The sequence below is a fragment of the Klebsiella oxytoca genome (genome assembly GCF_009707385.1).
GTDB classification, from domain to species: Bacteria; Pseudomonadota; Gammaproteobacteria; order Enterobacterales; family Enterobacteriaceae; genus Klebsiella; species Klebsiella oxytoca_C.
The window spans coordinates 2,551,555-2,570,873 of the sequence record NZ_CP046115.1 but is presented as its reverse complement, the minus strand read 5'-3'; the positions used below and the strand labels follow the sequence as shown (position 1 = coordinate 2,570,873).

At 54.9% G+C, this 19,319-nt stretch carries 19 protein-coding genes; 9 read left to right on the top strand and 10 right to left on the bottom strand.

All coding sequences use genetic code 11. The features are described from left to right. Window positions 1-272: 272 nt before the first annotated feature. Together GJ746_RS11870 and GJ746_RS11865 are read right to left on the bottom strand one after the other, a co-directional pair. The gene (locus tag GJ746_RS11870) at window positions 273-1,781 is read right to left on the bottom strand and encodes a carboxylesterase/lipase family protein (protein ID WP_154680377.1); all 1,509 of its coding nucleotides are present in this window, start codon (window positions 1,779-1,781) and stop codon (window positions 273-275) included. 42 nt (window positions 1,782-1,823) lie between these two features. After that, window positions 1,824-3,167, bottom strand: a complete 1,344-nt coding sequence (locus tag GJ746_RS11865; RefSeq protein WP_154680376.1) for a VOC family protein — start codon at window positions 3,165-3,167, stop codon at window positions 1,824-1,826. Window positions 3,168-3,406: 239 nt separating this feature from the next. Here GJ746_RS11865 and pcaH point away from each other — a divergent pair, with 239 nt between their 5' ends. From pcaH to GJ746_RS11840, 5 genes are all read left to right on the top strand, one after another. Continuing rightward, window positions 3,407-4,147 (top strand): protocatechuate 3,4-dioxygenase subunit beta, encoded by a 741-nt coding sequence (pcaH, locus tag GJ746_RS11860; RefSeq protein ID WP_154680375.1) that lies wholly within the window; start codon window positions 3,407-3,409, stop codon window positions 4,145-4,147. Further along, window positions 4,144-4,764: a protocatechuate 3,4-dioxygenase subunit alpha gene (pcaG, locus tag GJ746_RS11855; RefSeq protein WP_154680374.1), complete on the top strand. Its 621-nt coding sequence runs from the start codon at window positions 4,144-4,146 to the stop codon at window positions 4,762-4,764. Before pcaH ends, pcaG begins: the two co-directional genes overlap by 4 nt. Window positions 4,765-4,936: 172 nt before the next feature. Continuing rightward, window positions 4,937-5,860 carry a LysR substrate-binding domain-containing protein gene (locus tag GJ746_RS11850; RefSeq protein WP_154680373.1) on the top strand — a complete coding sequence of 308 codons (924 nt, stop codon included), beginning with the start codon at window positions 4,937-4,939 and terminating at the stop codon, window positions 5,858-5,860. A gap of 296 nt (window positions 5,861-6,156) precedes the next feature. Continuing rightward, window positions 6,157-8,529 (top strand): membrane-bound PQQ-dependent dehydrogenase, glucose/quinate/shikimate family, encoded by a 2,373-nt coding sequence (locus GJ746_RS11845; protein WP_154680372.1) that lies wholly within the window; start codon window positions 6,157-6,159, stop codon window positions 8,527-8,529. Window positions 8,530-8,620: 91 nt separating this feature from the next. Continuing rightward, a complete protein-coding gene (locus tag GJ746_RS11840; protein ID WP_154680371.1) occupies window positions 8,621-8,899 on the top strand; it encodes a hypothetical protein in 279 nt (92 codons plus the stop codon). 51 nt (window positions 8,900-8,950) lie between these two features. Here the strand turns inward: GJ746_RS11840 and GJ746_RS11835 are convergent, their stop codons facing one another. The 3 genes from GJ746_RS11835 to cybB all read right to left on the bottom strand — a co-directional run bounded on the left by GJ746_RS11835 (window position 8,951) and on the right by cybB (window position 11,093). Further along, complete coding sequence (locus GJ746_RS11835) at window positions 8,951-10,069, bottom strand: S-(hydroxymethyl)glutathione dehydrogenase/class III alcohol dehydrogenase (RefSeq protein ID WP_154680370.1); 1,119 nt, start codon at window positions 10,067-10,069, stop codon at window positions 8,951-8,953. Window positions 10,070-10,091: 22 nt separating this feature from the next. After that, on the bottom strand, window positions 10,092-10,367 hold the full coding sequence (locus GJ746_RS11830; RefSeq protein WP_004101746.1) for a metal/formaldehyde-sensitive transcriptional repressor: 276 nt from the start codon (window positions 10,365-10,367) through the stop codon (window positions 10,092-10,094). Window positions 10,368-10,565: 198 nt separating this feature from the next. Beyond that, complete coding sequence (cybB, locus tag GJ746_RS11825) at window positions 10,566-11,093, bottom strand: cytochrome b561 (protein ID WP_154680369.1); 528 nt, start codon at window positions 11,091-11,093, stop codon at window positions 10,566-10,568. A gap of 223 nt (window positions 11,094-11,316) precedes the next feature. On the opposite strand from cybB, the gene GJ746_RS11820 reads away from it, so the two are divergent. Then, window positions 11,317-11,559, top strand: a complete 243-nt coding sequence (locus tag GJ746_RS11820; protein WP_154680368.1) for a DinI family protein — start codon at window positions 11,317-11,319, stop codon at window positions 11,557-11,559. Window positions 11,560-11,791: 232 nt separating this feature from the next. Here the strand turns inward: GJ746_RS11820 and GJ746_RS11815 are convergent, their stop codons facing one another. Next, window positions 11,792-11,989: a hypothetical protein gene (locus tag GJ746_RS11815; RefSeq protein ID WP_154680367.1), complete on the bottom strand. Its 198-nt coding sequence runs from the start codon at window positions 11,987-11,989 to the stop codon at window positions 11,792-11,794. Between the two features lie 296 nt (window positions 11,990-12,285). On the opposite strand from GJ746_RS11815, the gene ydfZ reads away from it, so the two are divergent. Next, window positions 12,286-12,489 carry a putative selenium delivery protein YdfZ gene (ydfZ, locus tag GJ746_RS11810; protein WP_154680366.1) on the top strand — a complete coding sequence of 68 codons (204 nt, stop codon included), beginning with the start codon at window positions 12,286-12,288 and terminating at the stop codon, window positions 12,487-12,489. An 80-nt stretch (window positions 12,490-12,569) separates the two neighbouring features. Here ydfZ and GJ746_RS11805 read toward each other — a convergent pair whose 3' ends face one another. Together GJ746_RS11805 and GJ746_RS11800 are read right to left on the bottom strand one after the other, a co-directional pair. Then, complete coding sequence (locus GJ746_RS11805; protein WP_154680365.1) at window positions 12,570-13,541, bottom strand: sensor domain-containing diguanylate cyclase; 972 nt, start codon at window positions 13,539-13,541, stop codon at window positions 12,570-12,572. Between the two features lie 121 nt (window positions 13,542-13,662). Then, complete coding sequence (locus GJ746_RS11800; RefSeq protein WP_154680364.1) at window positions 13,663-14,598, bottom strand: LysR substrate-binding domain-containing protein; 936 nt, start codon at window positions 14,596-14,598, stop codon at window positions 13,663-13,665. 89 nt (window positions 14,599-14,687) lie between these two features. Between GJ746_RS11800 and GJ746_RS11795 the strand changes: the two genes are divergently transcribed. Together GJ746_RS11795 and gap are read left to right on the top strand one after the other, a co-directional pair. Then, a complete protein-coding gene (locus GJ746_RS11795; RefSeq protein WP_154680363.1) occupies window positions 14,688-15,182 on the top strand; it encodes a GNAT family N-acetyltransferase in 495 nt (164 codons plus the stop codon). A 253-nt stretch (window positions 15,183-15,435) separates the two neighbouring features. Next, entirely contained in the window at window positions 15,436-16,434 is a 999-nt protein-coding gene (gap, locus tag GJ746_RS11790; protein ID WP_154680362.1) for a type I glyceraldehyde-3-phosphate dehydrogenase, read from the top strand. 84 nt (window positions 16,435-16,518) lie between these two features. Here gap and aldA read toward each other — a convergent pair whose 3' ends face one another. Beyond that, window positions 16,519-17,958 (bottom strand): aldehyde dehydrogenase, encoded by a 1,440-nt coding sequence (gene aldA, locus GJ746_RS11785; RefSeq protein WP_154680361.1) that lies wholly within the window; start codon window positions 17,956-17,958, stop codon window positions 16,519-16,521. A 210-nt stretch (window positions 17,959-18,168) separates the two neighbouring features. Then, a complete protein-coding gene (locus tag GJ746_RS11780) occupies window positions 18,169-18,960 on the bottom strand; it encodes a YdcF family protein (protein ID WP_154680360.1) in 792 nt (263 codons plus the stop codon). Window positions 18,961-19,319: the final 359 nt, after the last annotated feature.

Sequence of the window (19,319 nt, the reverse complement as noted above, 5' to 3'; positions counted from 1 at the left end):
AAATAGGTGAAAAAAATATGTCCACCGGACCATGCCGAATTGCCAATATCCAGCGGCGATGATTATTCCGCCAATTGGGGCATTCCGCGCTCAATACCGCGAGTACCGTGGAAATAGAGGATCCGGACAGGATAAATGATAGCCTTATCTTTAATTCAGCAGCGAATGCCCGATTGCCCGGCGTAATGGCGGGTTGCCGGTCACCCGCCAAAAAGCGAACGCCTTGCCCTTTTTACACGGCTGTCCCGACATGCCGCCCGTGCCGCAAGGCTTTAATCCAGAGTCACGTGATGCTTCATGACTCGCCGAAACAGCGCCAGTCGCGCGCGCATAAAACGGTTTTCCACTTTAAAACCGGCCCGCTTCTGCAGGCCTATCCGCAGCAGGCGGTCCCGTCCACGTACGCTGGCGGGCCAGCGTACCGGTCCGGGGAGGTCATGGCAGTCGTTACCGGCTAAACGGGCGAAGCTGACCCAATAGTCGGCAACCTGGGCGGCAAATTGCCGATCGTTGTCATCGGCATAATTGCGTACCGGCTCGACCAGGCCAAGATTATCAAAAACGTACGCCACTTCATTACCGTGCCACGTCCCGTACGGATAAGTTTCATGCTCGGCTTCAGCTACATAGTCGAACCAGTAACGCCAGCACGGTTGCCCTACCCGCTGCTGCGCCTGCATCACCACGTAGCCCAGAGTGGTAAAAGCCATGTCGCGGCATACTTCGCGCCCCAGCGCTTCATCGCCCTTCACGCCGGGATAAAGCAGCTTAATCAGTCCGAGGCCAAACCGGCGCTCGCGACGCAGCTTCTCGATTTGTCCGGCAATATCGACGCCAAAAACGGCCATCACGCTTGCCTCATCGCTGTTCGAGCCAATCATCACCGGCAGCGGATGCTGACGCCCGCTAAAAAACGTTTCCAGCATCGGCTGCGGTAACACGGCGTCGCCTGCTATCGGCGCCGGGCCGATGGTTAACGGTGCGGTAAGCGACCAGAACGCTTCCGCCGGAATGGCCCGCAGCTGTTCGGCACTGGCCTGCGGCAGAGAAAAATGTTCAGCAATCAGTTGCCCTTTCGCCAGCGCCTTTTCTCGCGGCAAATCCGGTAAGGTATAGCCGCTCTGGACAATCGCTTTATGAAACAGTCCCCTTGATTTTGGCGAAACCATCAGCGACAGCACGCTTCGTGCGCCTGCGGATTCGCCGAACAGCGTCACGTTGGCCGCATCGCCGCCGAAGGCGTGGATATTCTCCTGAACCCATTGCAGGGCAGCGATTTGGTCAAGCAGCGCGAAATTATAAATGCGCTCGCCGTCTTCCCCTTCCAGCGCCGGATGGGCAAAAAAGCCTAAGTGTCCCAGCCGATAGTTGACGGTGACCACGACCACGCCACGGGAGGCTAACGCCTTACCGTCATACGGCGGCAAGCTTCCCGCGCCAATGGTATAGCCGCCGCCGTGCAGCCAGACCATCACCGGCAGCGGCTGCGCGCGCGAGGCGGGTGACCAGACGTTGAGATAAAGACAGTCCTCGGAAAAGCTGCCGGGATCGCCGCCGCCGAGCTCGCGGCAATATTCAATATCCTGCCAGCTGGAGGCCGAGAAGGTTTCCGCCCGGCGTACTCCCTGCCAGCGAACGGCAGGCTGTGGCGCCCGCCAGCGCAGATCGCCGACGGGCGGCGCGGCGTAGGGAATACCGCGCCAGATATGAATGTTCTCTTCGGAGGTGCCCGTAAGCGTGCCCAGTCGGGTTTTCACTAACGGGGTGGACGAATTCTGCATGGCCTGCTTCCTTTAACAACGCATGCCAGCAGAGTACTGATTTCACAGCAGACCGCAACGTCGTTTACTGCGCTCCTCCGCCTGTTGATACAGGGAAAACTCGTCCAGCACCGGGCCGCCCAGCGCGTCCTCAAAGGCTTGCCGACTGGCGTTACCGTGGCTGCGGGCCTGGATTTCATTGCCGAGATTGGACTGAAAAATGCCGGCGGCGCTGACCGGTAAAAAGTCTTCATAGATTATCGGTTGCGCAATGACCCAGCCGCGCTCAATTAACGGCTGCGGATCGTCGCCGGCGCGAAACGCCTGGCGATGCGCTTCACCGGCGGGAGTCAGGCGGTAGCGGAAGTAAGCCAGCCCCTGCTGGCGGAGCAGAAACTCGCTGTCCGGAAACGCGCTAAAAACTTCCTGCAGATGACGCTGATGGGTGAGATTATCTTTACCTACTCCGGCCTCGGCAAGCAGTCGGTCATACAGGGCGCGGCCCTTTGGCGTCAAGGCAATACCGCGCTGTTCTATCTCGCCAAAACGAGCGCTATGCGTGCCGCTATGCTCTCCGGCGAACATCACCGGCTCTTCAAGAGCCTTAAAGCTGGTCTGGCGCAATAAAATCGGCACATCCCGGCGCGGTGGCCCTTCTATCAATGCTTTTGGAGCGATACCGCATTCGGGCATCAGTGCCTGTACCCGGTCAATGTCCAGCGTGCGCGGGGTCAGATGATTAATGTGGCAACCGGGGAAACAGACGACATCGGCAATCAGTCGATGCTCCTCGTGCAGCGCATGATAGGTATCCTCATCAACGGTAGCGTGACGATGCCAGCGAAAGGTTTCCAGCGCCTGTTCGACGAATTCGCGAGCCTCGGCTGGCGTGAACTCCCCCTTCTGTTCGTGCAGCGCAATCAGTTCGCGGCAGCGAGGCGTAAAAATATCGCGCCGGGAGAGGATTTGCGCCGCCCGCTTACGCAACTTTTCATTGGCAATAAGCTCAAGACGCAGCAGCGAAGTGAAAATACGAAACGGATTACGCACCAGCGCCGCATCATCAACGGGGCGAAACGCGGTGGAGTGAACCGGTACGCCAGCCTGCGACAGATCGTAATAGCTAACGGGATACATTCCCATAATGGCAAACATGCGGCGTAGCGTCGCCAGTTCCTCCGCCGTCCCGACGCGGATCGCGCCGTGGCGTTCAACGTTTAACCGCGCCAGCTCATCGGCATTGGCCAGCTGTTCGTGTAGCTTCGGGTTGTTCTCGAGAATGGCCAGATTAACGTCGGCCACCAGCTCCAGTAACGTCCCGTACTGCGGAACTTCCTGCTGGTACATCGCCGACATCGCCTGCGAAAAACTTTCCCGAATCTCATCAGCCGTGATGGTGTTCGCCATGATGTCTTACCTCCAGTGAATTCTTCCTGGAGTGTAGGAAAGCTGTCCGAAGACGGCGGGAAGAATTTACAAACTGTGATGCGGATAGCTACCGGTTTGATTTTATCTGACTACTTCATAACCAATGGTTATGTTAAACACCCTTTAATTTCACTTTAAATTAACAAAACATTTACACACACTGCTTGTGGAGAAATTACAACAACATGCCTCTCTACCGATAAAACGGAGTACCCTGAATGAATGACAAATGGTCACCGCGCGAAATCCTGCATCGCGATTATAGTAGCCATCCTCCCGCTTACGCGCCGGGCTACAAAACCAGCGTTCTGCGCTCGCCGCGCAATGCGCTAATCTCCCTTCAGAATTCACTTTCGGAAATCACCGGACCGGTATTCAGCAGCGATGACCTCGGTGCGCTTGATAACGATCTGATCCTTAACTACGCCAAAGACGGTCTGCCGATTGGCGAGCGGATAATCGTTCACGGTTACGTTCGCGATGGGTTTGGTCGGCCGATGAAAAATACGCTGGTCGAGGTCTGGCAGGCTAACGCTGGCGGACGCTATCGGCATAAAAAAGATCAGTATCTGGCGCCGATCGATCCGAACTTTGGCGGCTGTGGGCGAGTGCTGACCGACGAGAACGGCTATTACTGTTTCCGTACCATCAAGCCAGGCCCTTATCCGTGGCGCAATCAGGTGAGCGACTGGCGTCCGGCGCATATTCACTTCTCTCTCTCCGGTGAAGCCTGGGCGCAGCGCCTAATTACCCAAATGTATTTCGAGGGCGATCCGCTGATTAAACAGTGCCCAATCGTCAAAACCATCAATAACGACGATGCCATCAGGACATTAATCGCCGAGCTGGATACCCATGCCGCCGTACCGCTGGACTCGCTGGCTTACCGTTTTGATCTTGTACTGCGCGGCCATCGCGCAACGCTGTTTGAAAACCGCACTCAGGGAGCCGCACGATGAGAGATTTTTTACCTGAAACCGCTTCGCAAACCGCCGGTCCTTACGTGCATATCGGACTGGCGCCGGACGCCGCCGGATTTCACATTTTTGAGAAGAACTTTGGCCCGACGCTGACGACGCCGGCGACCGAGGGGGAGCGCATTACCATCGAAGGCAGAGTCATCGATGGCTCAGGCACGCCGGTACGCGACGTGATGCTTGAAATCTGGCAGGCCAACGCCGCCGGGCGCTATAACCATCCCGACGACCGCCAGCAGGGCAAAAAGCTCGATGCGGAATTTCGCGGCTGGGGGCGCAGCTGCTCCGACTTCACCAGCGGTATCTGGCGCTTTGAAACCATTAAGCCTGGTTCTGTTGTCGGCCGCGATGGCCGGGTTATGGCGCCGCACGTCAATCTATGGGTGGTCGCTCGCGGAATTAATATCGGCCTTAATACCAGGATGTACTTTTCCGATGAACAAGATGCCAACCAGGCCGATCCGGTGCTGAATTTGATTGAATGGGAAGTGCGCCGTCAGACGCTGATAGCGCAGCGCGAGGTTCGCGGCGCGGAGGTAGTCTATCGCTTCGATATTCACTTGCAGGGTGAGAACGAAACCGTCTTCTTCGACATCTGAATGCCCTCTTTTCTTTCCTGCCCCTGCTGCTCAGGGGCAACTCTTTAAGACAATTCCAGCAAAATCAATTTGTAAAATAATAACGCAAAATGTTAATAATATTTTATTATTAAGTTAACACCTTTATACAACCTAACTTTTCACTGGTACATCCCTGTTTTTAACATTGATTATGCAAAAAAATGGTCTTTTCAGTCAGCGCATTCGTTTGCGCCATCTACATACCTTCGTGGCCGTCGCTCAACAGGGAACTCTTGGGCGCGCGGCCGAAACTTTAAACCTTAGCCAGCCGGCGCTATCCAAGACGTTGAATGAACTGGAACAGCTTACCGGTACGCGGCTGTTTGAGCGCGGACGCCTGGGCGCACAGCTCACTCTGGTCGGCGAACAGTTCCTCACCCATGCGGTAAAAGTGCTCGACGCGCTCAATACCGCAGGACAGGCGCTAAACCGTAAAGAAGGGCTCAGCAGTGACATCGTGCGCATCGGTGCGCTGCCCACCGCCGCGCTGGGAATTCTGCCCTCGGTGATTGGTCAGTTTCATCAGCAGCAAAAAGATATCACCCTGCAGGTCGCTACTATGAATAACACCATGCTGCTGGCGGGCCTGAAATCGGGAGAAATTGATATCGGCATCGGAAGAATGTCCGATCCGGAATTAATGAGCGGCTTGAACTATGAGCTGCTGTTTCTCGAATCCCTGAAGCTGGTGGTTCGTCCGGGGCACCCGCTGCTGCAGGAAACCGTGACCCTAAGCCGGGTGATGGAGTGGCCGGTGGTGGTCTCGCCAAAAGGCACGCTGCCGCGGCAAAACGCCGAAGCTCTGCTGCAAAGCCAGGGTTGCAAAATCCCGACGGGCTGCATCGAAACGCTGTCGGCCTCGCTATCGCGCCAGCTGACGGTGGATTACGACTACGTCTGGTTTGTCCCCTCCGGCGCGGTGAAAGACGATCTGCGCCGCGGGCTGCTGGCCGCGCTGCCCATACCCACTCAGGGCGCTGGCGAACCTATCGGTATTCTGACCCGCGTGGACGCCACGCTCACCGCGGGTACGCAAACCTTGCTTAGCGCCATTCGTAAATCCATGCCCGTGTGATGATCATCTCCCCGGCGGTATTGCCTCGGCCGGGGGGCTATTTTGCTTCCATTCACCCTGCTGCCCTGCAACAGCATTCATCACAATAATCAATTAGTGCGAAATCATTCATTAACAATTGCGTAAATTTATTTAACAGATCTATCATAGTCGCGATTTCACCAAATGGTTCATATGAAATCAGAAAAAGAATAAAACCTGCTTCTATGAAGGTTCAGGTTACTTCATTCAAAACATATCACTTGAATAATTGACTCATCTGGTTCACACCGTTCAGGGGTGGTTAAGGAGAAAAAATGGTAACTGGCAACGTGCCGCGAGGATTCCCAAGGATCCTGCAGTGGCTTCTCGCCGGGCTGATGCTGATCATCGGCCTGGCTATCGGTATTCCTGGCGCAAAGCTCGCCTCCATCGGCGGGACTTTCTATTTCGTGATTATGGGCCTGGTGATGGTTATCGCCTCGGTGCTCATTTTCCGCAGCCGTCGCGGCGGCATCCTGCTATACGCCATCGCTTTTATCGCCTCAATCATCTGGGCTATCAGCGACGCAGGCTGGACCTACTGGCCGCTGTTCTCGCGCCTGTTCGCCCTCGGCGTACTGGCTTTCCTTTCCGCGCTGGTCTGGCCGTTTCTTTCCCGCCAACCGGCGAATAAAGGCCCGGCGTTTAGCCTGGCGGCCGTACTTGCCGTTGTGCTGCTGGTAAGTTTTGGTTGGATGTTTAAATCCCAGCCGTTGGTGAGCGCCAGCGAAGAGGTGCCGGTCAAACCGGTCGCCCCGGGCGAGGAGCAAAAAAACTGGCAGCACTGGGGTAATACCACCCACGGCGACCGCTTCGCCGCGCTCGACCAGATTAATAAACAAAACGTCAATCAGCTGCAGGTCGCCTGGGTTGCCCATACCGGCGATATTCCGCTGAGCAACGGCTCCGGCGCGGAAGACCAGAACACCCCGCTGCAGATTGGCGATACGCTTTACGTGTGTACGCCTTACAGTAAAGTGCTGGCGCTGGATGTTGACAGCGGCAAAGAGAAATGGCGCTACGATGCAAAAGCCACGGCGCCTAACTGGCAGCGCTGCCGCGGTTTAGGCTATTACGAAGATAGCCAGGCTCAGGTCCCACCTGCCGCCGCCGAGCAGCCGGCTGCCTGCTCGCGCCGTCTGTTTCTGCCGACCACCGACGCTCGACTGATCGCCATTGATGCCGATAACGGCAATCTGTGCGACGCCTTCGGCGACCACGGTATCGTTGACCTTAGCGTTGGTATGGGTGAGATCAAAGCGGGTTACTACCAGCAAACCTCCACGCCGCTGGTCGCGGGTAACGTGGTGGTGGTTGGCGGCCGCGTGGCGGATAACTTCTCCACCGACGAGCCTCCGGGAGTCGTGCGCGCCTATGACGTTCACAGCGGTAAACTGGCGTGGGCCTGGGATCCGGGCAACCCGAATATGACCGGTGAACCACCGGCGGGACAAACCTATACCCGCGGTACGCCGAACGTCTGGTCAGCCATGTCTTACGACGCCAGGCTGAACCTGATTTATATGCCAACAGGTAACACTACGCCCGACTTCTTTGCCGGCGAACGTACCGCCCTCGACGATAAGTACAGTTCATCCATCGTCGCCGTTGACGCAGCAACTGGCCAGGTACGCTGGCATTATCAGACCACCCACCACGATCTGTGGGATTTCGATCTGCCTTCGCAGCCGCTGCTGTACGACCTGCCTGACGGTAAAGGCGGCACGACGCCGGTGCTGGTGCAGACCAGTAAGCAGGGCATGATCTTTATGCTTAACCGCGTTACCGGCGAGCCGGTGGCGAAGGTAGAGGAACGTCCGGTTCCGGCGGGTAATATACCCGGCGAGCGCTACTCGCCAACCCAACCCTACTCCGTCGGCATGCCGATGATTGGCAACGAGACGCTGAAAGAGTCGGATATGTGGGGCGCAACGCCTGTCGACCTGCTGCTGTGCCGTCTCCAGTTTAAAGAGATGCGTCACCAGGGCGTCTTTACGCCTCCGGGCGAGGATCGCTCCCTGCAGTATCCCGGCTCGCTGGGCGGTATGAACTGGGGCAGCGTATCGGTTGACCCAAATAATAGCCTGATCTTTGTTAACGATATGCGTCTTGGTCTCGCCAACTATATGGTGCCGCGCGAGAAAGTAGCGAAAAACGCCAGCGGTATTGAGATGGGTATTGTGCCGATGGAAGGCACGCCGTTCGGCGCAATGCGCGAACGCTTCCTGTCGCCGCTGGGTATTCCGTGCCAGAAGCCGCCGTTCGGTACCATGTCAGCGGTCAACCTGAAAACCGGCAAGCTGGTGTGGCAGGTACCGGTGGGCACCGTTGAGGACACCGGCCCGCTGGGAATTCGCATGCATATGCCGATCCCCATCGGGATGCCGACGCTGGGCGCCTCGTTAGCAACCCAGTCAGGTCTGCTGTTCTTCGCGGGCACTCAGGATTTCTATCTGCGCGCGTTTGATACCGCCAACGGTAAGGAGATCTGGAAGTCACGTCTGCCGGTCGGCAGTCAGTCCGGCCCGATGACCTACGTATCGCCGAAAACCGGTAAACAGTACATCATCATCAACGCTGGCGGCGCTCGCCAGTCACCGGACCGTGGCGATTACATCATCGCCTACGCGCTCCCGGATCGGAAGTAAACGTCAGGGCCCCATTCGGGGCCTTTTCTTTATTCAGTCATGTTATTATTACGAATGGTTATCAATAATAAAAGCTGAACAAGGATAATGGATGAAAGGTTCAACCTGCCGCCTGTTTACAGGCGCCATCGTGTTAATCGCCACCGCTTCTGCCCAGGCGTTAAAAGCGCCTGAGGTGGATCTGCGCGATCCGAAGGTCTGGGAAGAGAAAGCGGTAAATCCGCTCGCCGACTCCCGTCAGCCCTGTGAAGTATTCAGCGGCCCGCATTGTACGGTGTGGGAAGATGAAAAATCGGATATTCAGCGCGAGCGGGAGCGTCGGGAACAGCGGCGGCAGCAGCACGGTTATGAGAACCTGCGGCGGGAGTAAGTCTTGTTAGGCAATAACCCGGGCACGCCCGGGTTATCTTTCACCAGAAGATCAATTTTCGCCGAAATGAATAACGGTGCGAATTGATTTACCTTCATGCATTAAATCAAAAGCTTCATTGATGCGATCCAACGGCATCCGGTGGGTAATAAACGGGTCAAGGCGAATTTTGCCCGCCATCGCCTCTTCGACCATTCCCGGCAGCTGGGTACGCCCTTTCACGCCGCCGAAGGCGGAACCGCGCCAGACGCGTCCGGTAACCAACTGGAACGGACGGGTTTTAATCTCCTGGCCCGCGCCGGCCACCCCGATGATCACGCTTTCACCCCAACCTTTGTGGCAGCACTCCAGCGCTGCGCGCATCACGTTAACGTTGCCGATACACTCAAAGCTAAAGTCGACGCCGCCGTCGGTCATTTCAACAATCACATCCTGTACCGGCTTATCGTAATCATTCGGGTTGATAAAGTCGGTGGCGCCCATTTCCCTGGCGAGAGTAAATTTTTCCGGATTGGTATCAACGGCCAGAATACGCCCGGCTTTTGCCTGTACCGCCCCCTGAATAACCGCAAGACCAATGCCGCCGAGGCCGAAGACCGCCACGGTATCGCCCTCTTTAACTTTCGCGGTATTGTGAACCGCGCCGATACCGGTAGTGACGCCGCAGCCCAGCAGGCATACTTTGTCCAGCGGCGCCTGTGGGTTAACTTTGGCCAGAGAAATTTCGGCTACCACGGTGTATTCGCTGAAGGTGCTGGTGCCCATGTAGTGATAAATGGGTTCGCCGTTATAGGAAAAACGGGTAGTGCCGTCCGGCATCAGCCCTTTGCCCTGAGTGGCGCGTACCGCCTGACAAAGGTTGGTTTTACCTGATTTACAGAACTTACACTCGCGGCATTCGGCGGTGTACAAAGGAATGACGTGGTCGCCCGGCTGCAGGCTGGTTACGCCTTCGCCCACTTCGACGACGATACCGCCGCCCTCATGGCCCAGCACCGCCGGGAAGACGCCTTCCGGGTCATCGCCAGAAAGGGTGAAAGCATCGGTATGGCATACGCCGGTATGGGTGATTTTAACCAGCACCTCGCCCTTTTTCGGCGGCGCGACGTCAATCTCAACGATTTTCAACGGCTGGCCTGGACCAAACGCAACGGCTGCACGTGATTTCATATCTCTCTTCCTCGTGGTGATTTTATTTTAAATAGGAGCGTAGCAGGTGCCCGACTTCCGCCATTCTGGCGGCACGCTGGTCTGGGGTCGTTTCACCGCTAACCAGTTCATCCTGGAGGTGAATTTCAACCATTTCCCCCATCAGGCCGTTAGCGGCGCCGCGAATAGAGGCGATTTGTTGCAGAATAGTCATGCAGGGTTCGCCGGACTCAAGCGCCCGCTCAAGCGCTTCGACCTGGCCGCGAATGCGCCGTACCCGGCTAAGGGCCCGCTTTTTATCTTCAGGTGAATGAGGCATGGTTACGCCCTCCATATCATATAGGGGGGTATACTATATTTATTCAGGCAAAGAGGCAAATAAGCTTGCCGCGTTAACCATAGCATAGCGGCGAGATATTGCGCCTAATCGAGGTTGAGGTACATAGATTCACAGCGTAAATCAGCGTTGGCCATATGAAAATGAAATAAAAAACCCGCCGAAGCGGGTCTCTGAGAATTAGCGTTTACGCGGCATCATTCTCAGCAGCGTGTTGTCTTTCCAGAAATAATGGTGCATCAGCGCCGCCAGCGCGTGCAGGCCGATAATAAAGTAGCCGGTATTGGCCAACAGTTCGTGCCATGCTTTCAAATTATCCACCAGCTCAAAATCGCTTTCCGCCGCGTACGGCATGGTCAGGCCAAAAGCGAACCACGGGCTGCCGCGATAGTACATCATCACCATACCTATCGCCGGCAGCGCGATAAACAGCAAATAGATAACCAGATGCCCAAGGTGCGCAAAGCCGGTCATCATGGGCGACGGTTTAGGTACGATCGGCGGCGACGGGGTTTTGAGGCGCACCAGCAAACGCACCACCATCAGAACAAAAATAGAGATTCCGCACGAGACGTGAATCATATTAATGACAGGCCGCGCGCTACGCGGGAAAAATCCTCGTAGTTCCATGGCCGCGTACGCGCCAATCACTAAAAAAAAGACCAGCCAGTGGATGCCTATCTGCAGGCCTGAGTATTTATTGCGCATGAAAAATCCTTTAGAAAACCGTTATGTCGTCAACATAACTACCTTTCATTAAAAATTCATTAACTTTTACGTACTTATAAAAAACAATTCACGGAATCAGATAGTTAAAGCCAAAACGTTAAGCGCCCCGCCAGCCATCCGGACGGAGGAATTCTACCGTAGCCTTGACGCTGTATATAATTACAGTACAATACTGCAGGTCATTACAAAAACGGGATAGACAATGTTCGTAGAACTGATTTATGACAAGAGAAACTTCGAAGGGTTGGCTGGCGCCAGAGAGATCATTCTCAATGAGCTGACGAAGCGAGTTCAGCGAATTTTTCCCGATGCCGATGTCCGCGTTAAACCGATGATGACGTTAGCTTCAATCAATACCGACGCCAGCAAGCACGAGAAAGAGCAAATTAGCCGTACCGTGCAGGAAATGTTCGAAGAAGCCGATATGTGGATGCAGGAAGATTAACGAATGACCTGCCGTCGCCGAACGGCGGGTCATATTATGGTTAACCATGACGCCATGACCGCGACAAACACGGTAGCCGGCATGGCGTACCTGGACCGGGTGATATAATGAGTTTTGTGTGGTATATGGCGCTGATATGCATTGTGATGGCGTATTTAATGATGACTTTTCTCCCTGTTTGATTCCGGGTTTTCTGCCCCCCGGTTTCATTAACTCTCTTCTCTGTACAAGCTCAGATCCCCTTGCGCACCAGCGTTGCCGCCTGTTTGAAAATCTCGTCCTCGATGCCATCCCCCTTCTGTCTGCCTAACCTCACCAGCTCTTCGACAATGCTTTCCCGGTTAATTGGCTTCTGGCCGGAAACCAGACCAATAACCGCCGCGCCAATAGCAAGCCCAATCAGTCCCGTTTGCTCGTCTTTGTTGTTCATCGTTCCGCTCCGTTATGCCCGAAAAAAGTTTAGCAGCCGCATCAGCGACTGCAAGCCGGGCATCGAGCGTTATATCGTATAAAGTCAAAGACCTGCGCAAGCCTCGCGCCCGGACGGTCGGCCACTCAGACGCGAGAAAAGTTACCCTCTCCGGGGCAGCTAAAAAGTGTGATGTTGATCAAAAACAAAAAAAAGAATTTCCCGGAGGCGTATTTGTATTACGTCCGTCACCGCGAGATGGAGTCCTGATTGGCAAGCGGATTTTTGATACCAGAATATTAAGAGGAGAAATAATCATGATCACTTACGATCGTAACCGTAATCCTATTACTAATGGTAGCCAGGTGATGATTAATGGGACGGGGAAAACCGGAAAAATTATCGCTATACATGCCAGTGGGCTAACCCCGGCTCAGATTCGTCGCAGCAAAACCGTTGAAGTTGAAGGCAATGAAGGTCAGTTCGAACCCGTTGAGCTGATTCGCCTTGGGTTCCACTAAGGATGTAAAAGACGCCGTGGCGTCCGCTAATAAATGCCGGGTGAGCGCCAGCTACCCGGCAAGCGCGCCGGGTCATCGGACTAGCGGCGTTCTGCGCCGTGGCTCACCTTCGCCTCATACATACGCCGATCCGCCACAGCCACGATCTCGTTAAGGGTCTGAGGCGACGCAGGATCGTATTCAACGCAGCCCCATGAAAACGCCAGCTGCCAGGAATTGCCCGCCTGCTGATTATAGTCGGCAACATTTTTGCTCAGCTGCTCCATCGCCCTGCCCGCAGCCTGCTGAGAGGTATTAGCAAGCAGGATAATGAATTCATCTCCGCCTTGTCTGGCAATTAAATCTGACTCCCTGAAGGTAGCTTTCATCAAGTCGGCTATTGCCGTCAGGGCTTTGTCCCCTTCTTCATGGCCCCAGGTATCGTTAATCTGTTTAAAACGATCGAGGTCGATAAACACCAGGCTCGCTGGTTCATTCCGCCGTCTGGCTGTCAACAGAGCGTAATCTGCCAGCGACATAAACCCGCGACGGTTGAACAACCCCGTCAGTTCATCGGAGGTCGCAGCGTCCAGCACTTTGAATTCATCTTCAACGATGGCGGCCAGATCGCTTAATATTTGCACTTCATGGCCGGAGAAGGCGCGCGGTTTATGATCCATAAGGCAAAATGCGCCTACGGTAGCGCCATCGGGCAGCTGTACCGGATATCCGGCATAAAAGCGGATGAAAGGCGCTTCCGTTACCAGCGGGTTATCATGAAAGCGTAAATCCTGCTGCAGGTCATTCACGATTAAAGGATCGGTCTGCAGGATAGTATGCGCACAGAAAGAGATATCTCGCGGCAACGTATCCACCTCCATGCCGGCGCAGGATTTGATATGCAGGGTGTTCTCACCCACGAGGCTAATAGAAGCCACCGGCAGATCGTAGAGCGAACGCGCAAGCCTGGTCAGACGCTCGAAGCGCTCTTCTTTTCCACTATTCAATAATCCGGATGCCCGCAGCGATTGCAGACGACGCAGTTCATCTGGATGAAGTCCGGCTAATTTCAATTTGTCTCTCTTACGTTTTCAGGATAAATGGCCCAGCGCTTACGATTACCAATACGCCTCGTTTTCTTAACAGACATTTTACATTTCTTCTATCATGAGTTAAGCATATATCGCTGACTCGTCAAACCAGATATCCGCTGCGCTCGGTCGCGGCCCATTCGCGCAGCGATTCTTTCAACCACTGGCTCGCGCCGCGTTGACCGCTTCGTTTGTGCGAATAAATCTTCACCGCAAACGGTGGAACCTCAAAGGGTAATTCAAAAATCTTAATCCTGGTGGTAGCGATCATTTTTTGCGCCGCAGAACGCGGTAGCGCCATAAGGAGTTCGCTTTCCTCAATAATGAATGGCGCACTCAGCATAGAGGGTGTTTTGATGGTGATATGGCGCGAAAAGCCCATTTTGGCGAGCTCAAGGTCAAGCACTCCCTGGCTTTCATTCCACGGCGTAACCACCAGATGCTGGGCCGCCAGATAATCTGCCAGGGTGAGCTGAGTGCGTTTTATGTTGCTGATAACGACATAGTCATCCTTCAGCCAGCCGATCTCATCCAGCTCCGGATGCTCTGCCTCATCCAGCGCGCTAAATCCCAATGCCAAATCCACCTCACCCGCCAGCAGTTCGGTCAGCGCCGGGCTATGCGGCAGGTAACGCAGCTCAAAACGCAGGCCCGGCGCCTGATGCTGTAATTTGTTCATCAGGGCTGGAAACACGCACAGGGCGGTGAAATCCGTAATCGCTATCTGTAAGCAATCGCTGCTGGCGGAGGCAACAAACTTCGGCTGTGGCGTGAGCTCCTGATCCAGGAACTTTAGCGCCGAACTAATTGCCGGGGCGAGCTGGGTTGCATAGACGCTGGGGCACATGCGATGGCCTTCACGATAGAAAAGCGGATCGTTGAGCGCCACGCGCAGCCTTGACAGGGCGTGGCTTAACGCCGATGTGCTCATCGCTAACTCTTCCGCCGCCAGGCGCACTGAACGATAGCGATAGACCGCCTCAAATACCGGCAGCAGGTTGAGATCGATACGGCGAAGCGCAGGATGCATAATATTCATCGTTTAGTGATTTCATTGCACTTAATTCTTCTAACCTTAACGTTTATGCTTGGCACTATCAAACTCACGATGGCACAACAGGTAATCCAATGAATATGATCATTCGTCCGGCACTGCCGGCGGACGCAAAAGCAATCTATGACATGATTTACGAGCTGGCGGTCTATGAAAAAGCGCCGGAGCAGGTCGTCACCACGGCAGATGAGATCAAATCAACGCTGTTCGCCAGCGATAGCAAAACGGAAGCGTTAATTTGCGAAATTGATAATAAGGTCGCCGGCTACGCGGTGTTCTTCACCAGCTATTCCACCTGGCTTGGGCGCAATGGCATCTATATGGAAGACCTGTACGTCACCCCGGAGTTTCGCGGTAACGGTGCCGGAAAAGCGCTACTCAGAACCATCGCCCAGCTGGCGGTAAAAAGAGAATGCGGCCGCCTGGAATGGAGCGTACTCGACTGGAACCAGCCGGCAATCGATTTTTATCTGAGCATCGGCGCGCTGCCGCAAAGTGAATGGGTACGCTATCGTCTTGATGGCGCAGCGTTAGCCGCTTTTGCTGAAACAGGCGCGACCGCCGAATAATGGCCATCGCGGTGGGCCTCTTCCCGGCCCACCCTGAAAACCCTCGCCAATATACCGATGATGTATAACGCTGAAACAAAAAATTATTACCTCTTCGCCCCCCGTCCTTAACCTGCCGAGTTTATTACCTTTTCTGTTCATTGTTTTCGCGTATTTCGTCGGGATGCCTGGATCGTTGGTTGCCCTATTCCGACGCCTGAACTAAGCCTGGAGAAGTTTTCACCTGACTATGCAAACCACCTGGAGATTCTTCATGAGTAAACTCGGGATTAATGGATTCGGTCGTATAGGACGTTTGGTACTGCGCCGGTTACTGGAGGTCAATAGCTCATTAGAGGTCGTTGCCATTAACGATCTGACCTCACCTAAAGTGCTGGCCTATCTGTTAAAGCATGACTCAAACTATGGACCTTTCCCATGGAGCGTGGATTTTACCGAAGACGCGCTTATCGTTGATGGCAAAAAAATCACCGTTTACGCTGAAAAAGAGGCTCAGCATATTCCGTGGAAAGCGGCAGGTGCCGAGCTTATCGTCGAGTGTACGGGCTTTTATACCTCCGCGGAAAAAGCCCAGGCTCACCTGAGCGCAGGCGCCCAAAAAGTGCTTATTTCCGCGCCCGCCGGCGAGATGAAAACTATCGTTTTTAACGTTAACGACGATACGCTGGAAACCAGCGATACTATTATTTCCGTGGCCTCCTGCACCACTAACTGCCTGGCGCCAATGGCGAAAGTTCTTAACGACGCCTTTGGTATTAAGGTCGGCACCATGACCACCATTCACGCTTACACCGGCACCCAGTCGCTGGTTGACGGCCCGCGCGGCAAAGATTTACGCGCCTCCCGCGCGGCGGCGGAAAATATCATTCCGCATACCACCGGGGCGGCGAAAGCTATCGGTCTGGTTATTCCTGAGCTAAGCGGCAAGCTAAAAGGCCACGCTCAGCGGGTGCCGACGAAGACTGGTTCGGTGACTGAACTGGTATCGGTGCTGGAGAAAAAAGTGACCGCCGAAGAGGTCAATCAGGCGATGAAAAACGCCGCGACAAATAATGAATCCTTTGGCTATACCGAAGAGGAGATTGTCTCATCGGACGTTATAGGCAGCCATTTCGGTTCAATTTACGACGCCACGCAGCTGGAGATTGCCGAGGTCGGCGACCTGCAGCTGGTAAAAACCGTCGCCTGGTACGATAACGAATATGGCTTCGTCACCCAGCTTATCCGCGTGCTGGAAAAGTTCGCAAAATAAAGCGCGGGCGGGTAGCTGCGGCTATCCGCCCGAAATGAACGACGACTTATTCACCTGCGAGAAGTGTGCCTCGCCTCTGCTGACTCAGGCCTGCAGATAGACCACCTGGGTTTGCAAATACTCATTCAGGCCGTGACGCCCGTCGGCGCCGCCGATACCCGATTTACGCCATCCGGCGTGGAAACCCTGCATCGCTTCGAAGTTTTCGCGATTGATGTAAGTCTCGCCAAACTTCAGTCCCTTAATCGCCTTCATGGCGACGTTCAGGTCACGGGTATAGATTGATGATGTTAGTCCGTAATCGCTGTCGTTGGCCATCGCCAGCGCCTCTTCGAGCGTCGCAAACGCCACTACCGGCAGCACGGGTCCAAATGTCTCTTCATGTACGATATCCATCTCCTGGCGCACATCCAGCAGCAGGGTCGGCGGATAAAAATAGCCTTTCCCGGCCACCGCTTTACCGCCCAGCGCGACGCGGGCGCCCTGCGCCACCGCTTTAGCAACCTTCTGCTCAACCCGCTCCAGCGCGGCGGCGTTTATCAATGGTCCCATGGCGAGATCGTCGCGTGATGCCGGATCGCCAAACTGCACCGCTTTCATTGCTTCGCCCAGACGATTAACGAAGCGATCGTAAATCCCCTTTTGCACATATACGCGTTCGACGCAGTTGCATACCTGCCCGCTATTGATCACACGGGAATCCACCACCGCTTTGACCGCCAGCTCAAGATCCGCATCGTCCATCACGATAGCCGGCGCTTTACCGCCCAGCTCCAGGCACACTTTGGTGATGTTTTTTGCCGCCGCCGCCATGATTTTTTCGCCCGCAGCGACGCTTCCGGTCATGCTGACCATCGCCACTTTCGGGTTACCCGCCAGCTCCTGGCCCACGGTTTCACCGCGGCCCAGCACCAGGTTAAAGACCCCTTTCGGCAGACCGATATCATGCACAATTTGCGCAAAAGCGATGGCGTTATTCGGCGTAAATTCACTGGGTTTAATCACAATGGTGTTGCCGGTGATCAGCGCTGGCGCCAGCTTGCGGGCAATCAGGAAGAAAGGAAAATTCCACGGCAGGATGCCGGTTGTCACGCCCAGAGCGCGCTTAAATACCAGAATATTTTCTCCCGGGCGGTCGCTCTGCACAATCTCACCTTCATAACGACGCGCCCACTCGGCCATGTAATCCAGGTAATCGGCAGTAAATGAGACTTCCACCGCCGCCAGCTGCTGGATTTTCCCGCCCTCGGCGACGATCAGCGCGGCGATTTCTCCAGCGCGCTCGCGTATGCCGGCAGCTATTTTACGCAACCACCCCGCCCGTTCAATCGCCGGGAGCGCTTCCCAGCCAGGCTGAGCGCGCTCAGCGGCCAGAATAGCGCGCCGCGCATCCTCGGCGCTGCCATCAGGAATCCGCGAAAGCAGCGCTTCCGTCGCCGGATTGATCACGTCAATCCACGCATCACCGCGGCCTGGTTCAAACTGTCCATCGATATACATAGGGTGCTGAACGGGTGCTGTCATGGTTTGCTCCTCAGGATTATTGTTTTTAGCAGGTGAATAAGATGTTAAAAACTATCTCCAGGAAGCGATACCAACACCATGAAGGCTCGTTTTTGTGAGGCATTTCATAAAAATGGCCCAGAGTGACGGATTAAAAATCACATTTTGATAACACGGCGTGCCCGTTTGCGATATTTCTGCCGCAAACGGGCAAATTTGCTGAAACAGACCCTAACCCAGCGTCCGGGCGTTCAGCGCATCGGACAGCAGACGGTCATTACGCAGCGTCTCCCATGCCTCCACAATCTGCGGCGGAATATCCACATGGGCGATAAATCCCTTGCCCAACGGGCCATAGCCCTCTGGGTTATCCTGCAGCCGCGGCAGCTCGCCGAGGATCAGAGCCAGATAGCGGTCCACCGGCCACAAGCCGGTCGTTTCACCGCTAAACGCCAGACCGCGCTCCGCATTGCGCAGCTCCGGCGAGCAGCCCGGCGTACTGAACCATTTCGGCGCGCACCCGGCGTCTTGCCAGACGCGGGCAAAGGTCGCCATCGTTCTGCGCTGCATGGTCGGATCCTGAATCACCACGCCCGAACGGTGCGCAATGCCCTTCTCTTCCAGCATTTGTCGGGTGAAGCGCGCGTTCTCTCCGCAGTTCGTGGAACGGTCTTCCACCACAATCCTTTCACGAGGAATCTGCCAGAACTGATGGGCTATATCGGCCAGGATATGCGACTCAGCGCGGCTGTTTACCGGTATCGCGCGATAGCGCGGGTCGTTCAGCACCGAGCGGTATAAAAACGAAGTGGAGTGGCCAATACCGCCGCTGATCAGTAGCGGAACGGCGTGACGCGCCGCCAGCTGGCAGGCGAAATCAATCGTCGGGATCACCGCATTGCCCGCCAGAACCACCACGTCTGGTTGTAGAGCCAGGGGCAAATCGTCCTGTGCCAGCCAGGCGCCCAACAGGTTCGCCGCGGCGAGTGTCGCCTCCGGCAGCGATGGAAAATGTTCTGACATGTTCTCTCCTTTTCAGCCAATCTCATCCGTTATGGGATAGTCAGCCTCATCATAAACCGACACCGCCTGCATCCGTTAATAAACGCTAATTTGTAACAAGATTGAAATAACAAGAAACGTCCAAAAAAAGAACGGTTGCACCTGAACAACTCACCATTAAATACAAATTTATTGGTGGATTAGTTTAAAAAATACGCGAAACCTCCGCGCTATCTACCATATAAAAGCATTGAATTCGCCCCTTTTGCGCCATCACAGGCTTGCTAAATGCAACTCACAACTCTAGTTTCCTTAACAATTAAATAACCTCATCACTCTCCAGGTTGCACCCGAGAAAGCTCAGGTAACACCTGATTGTT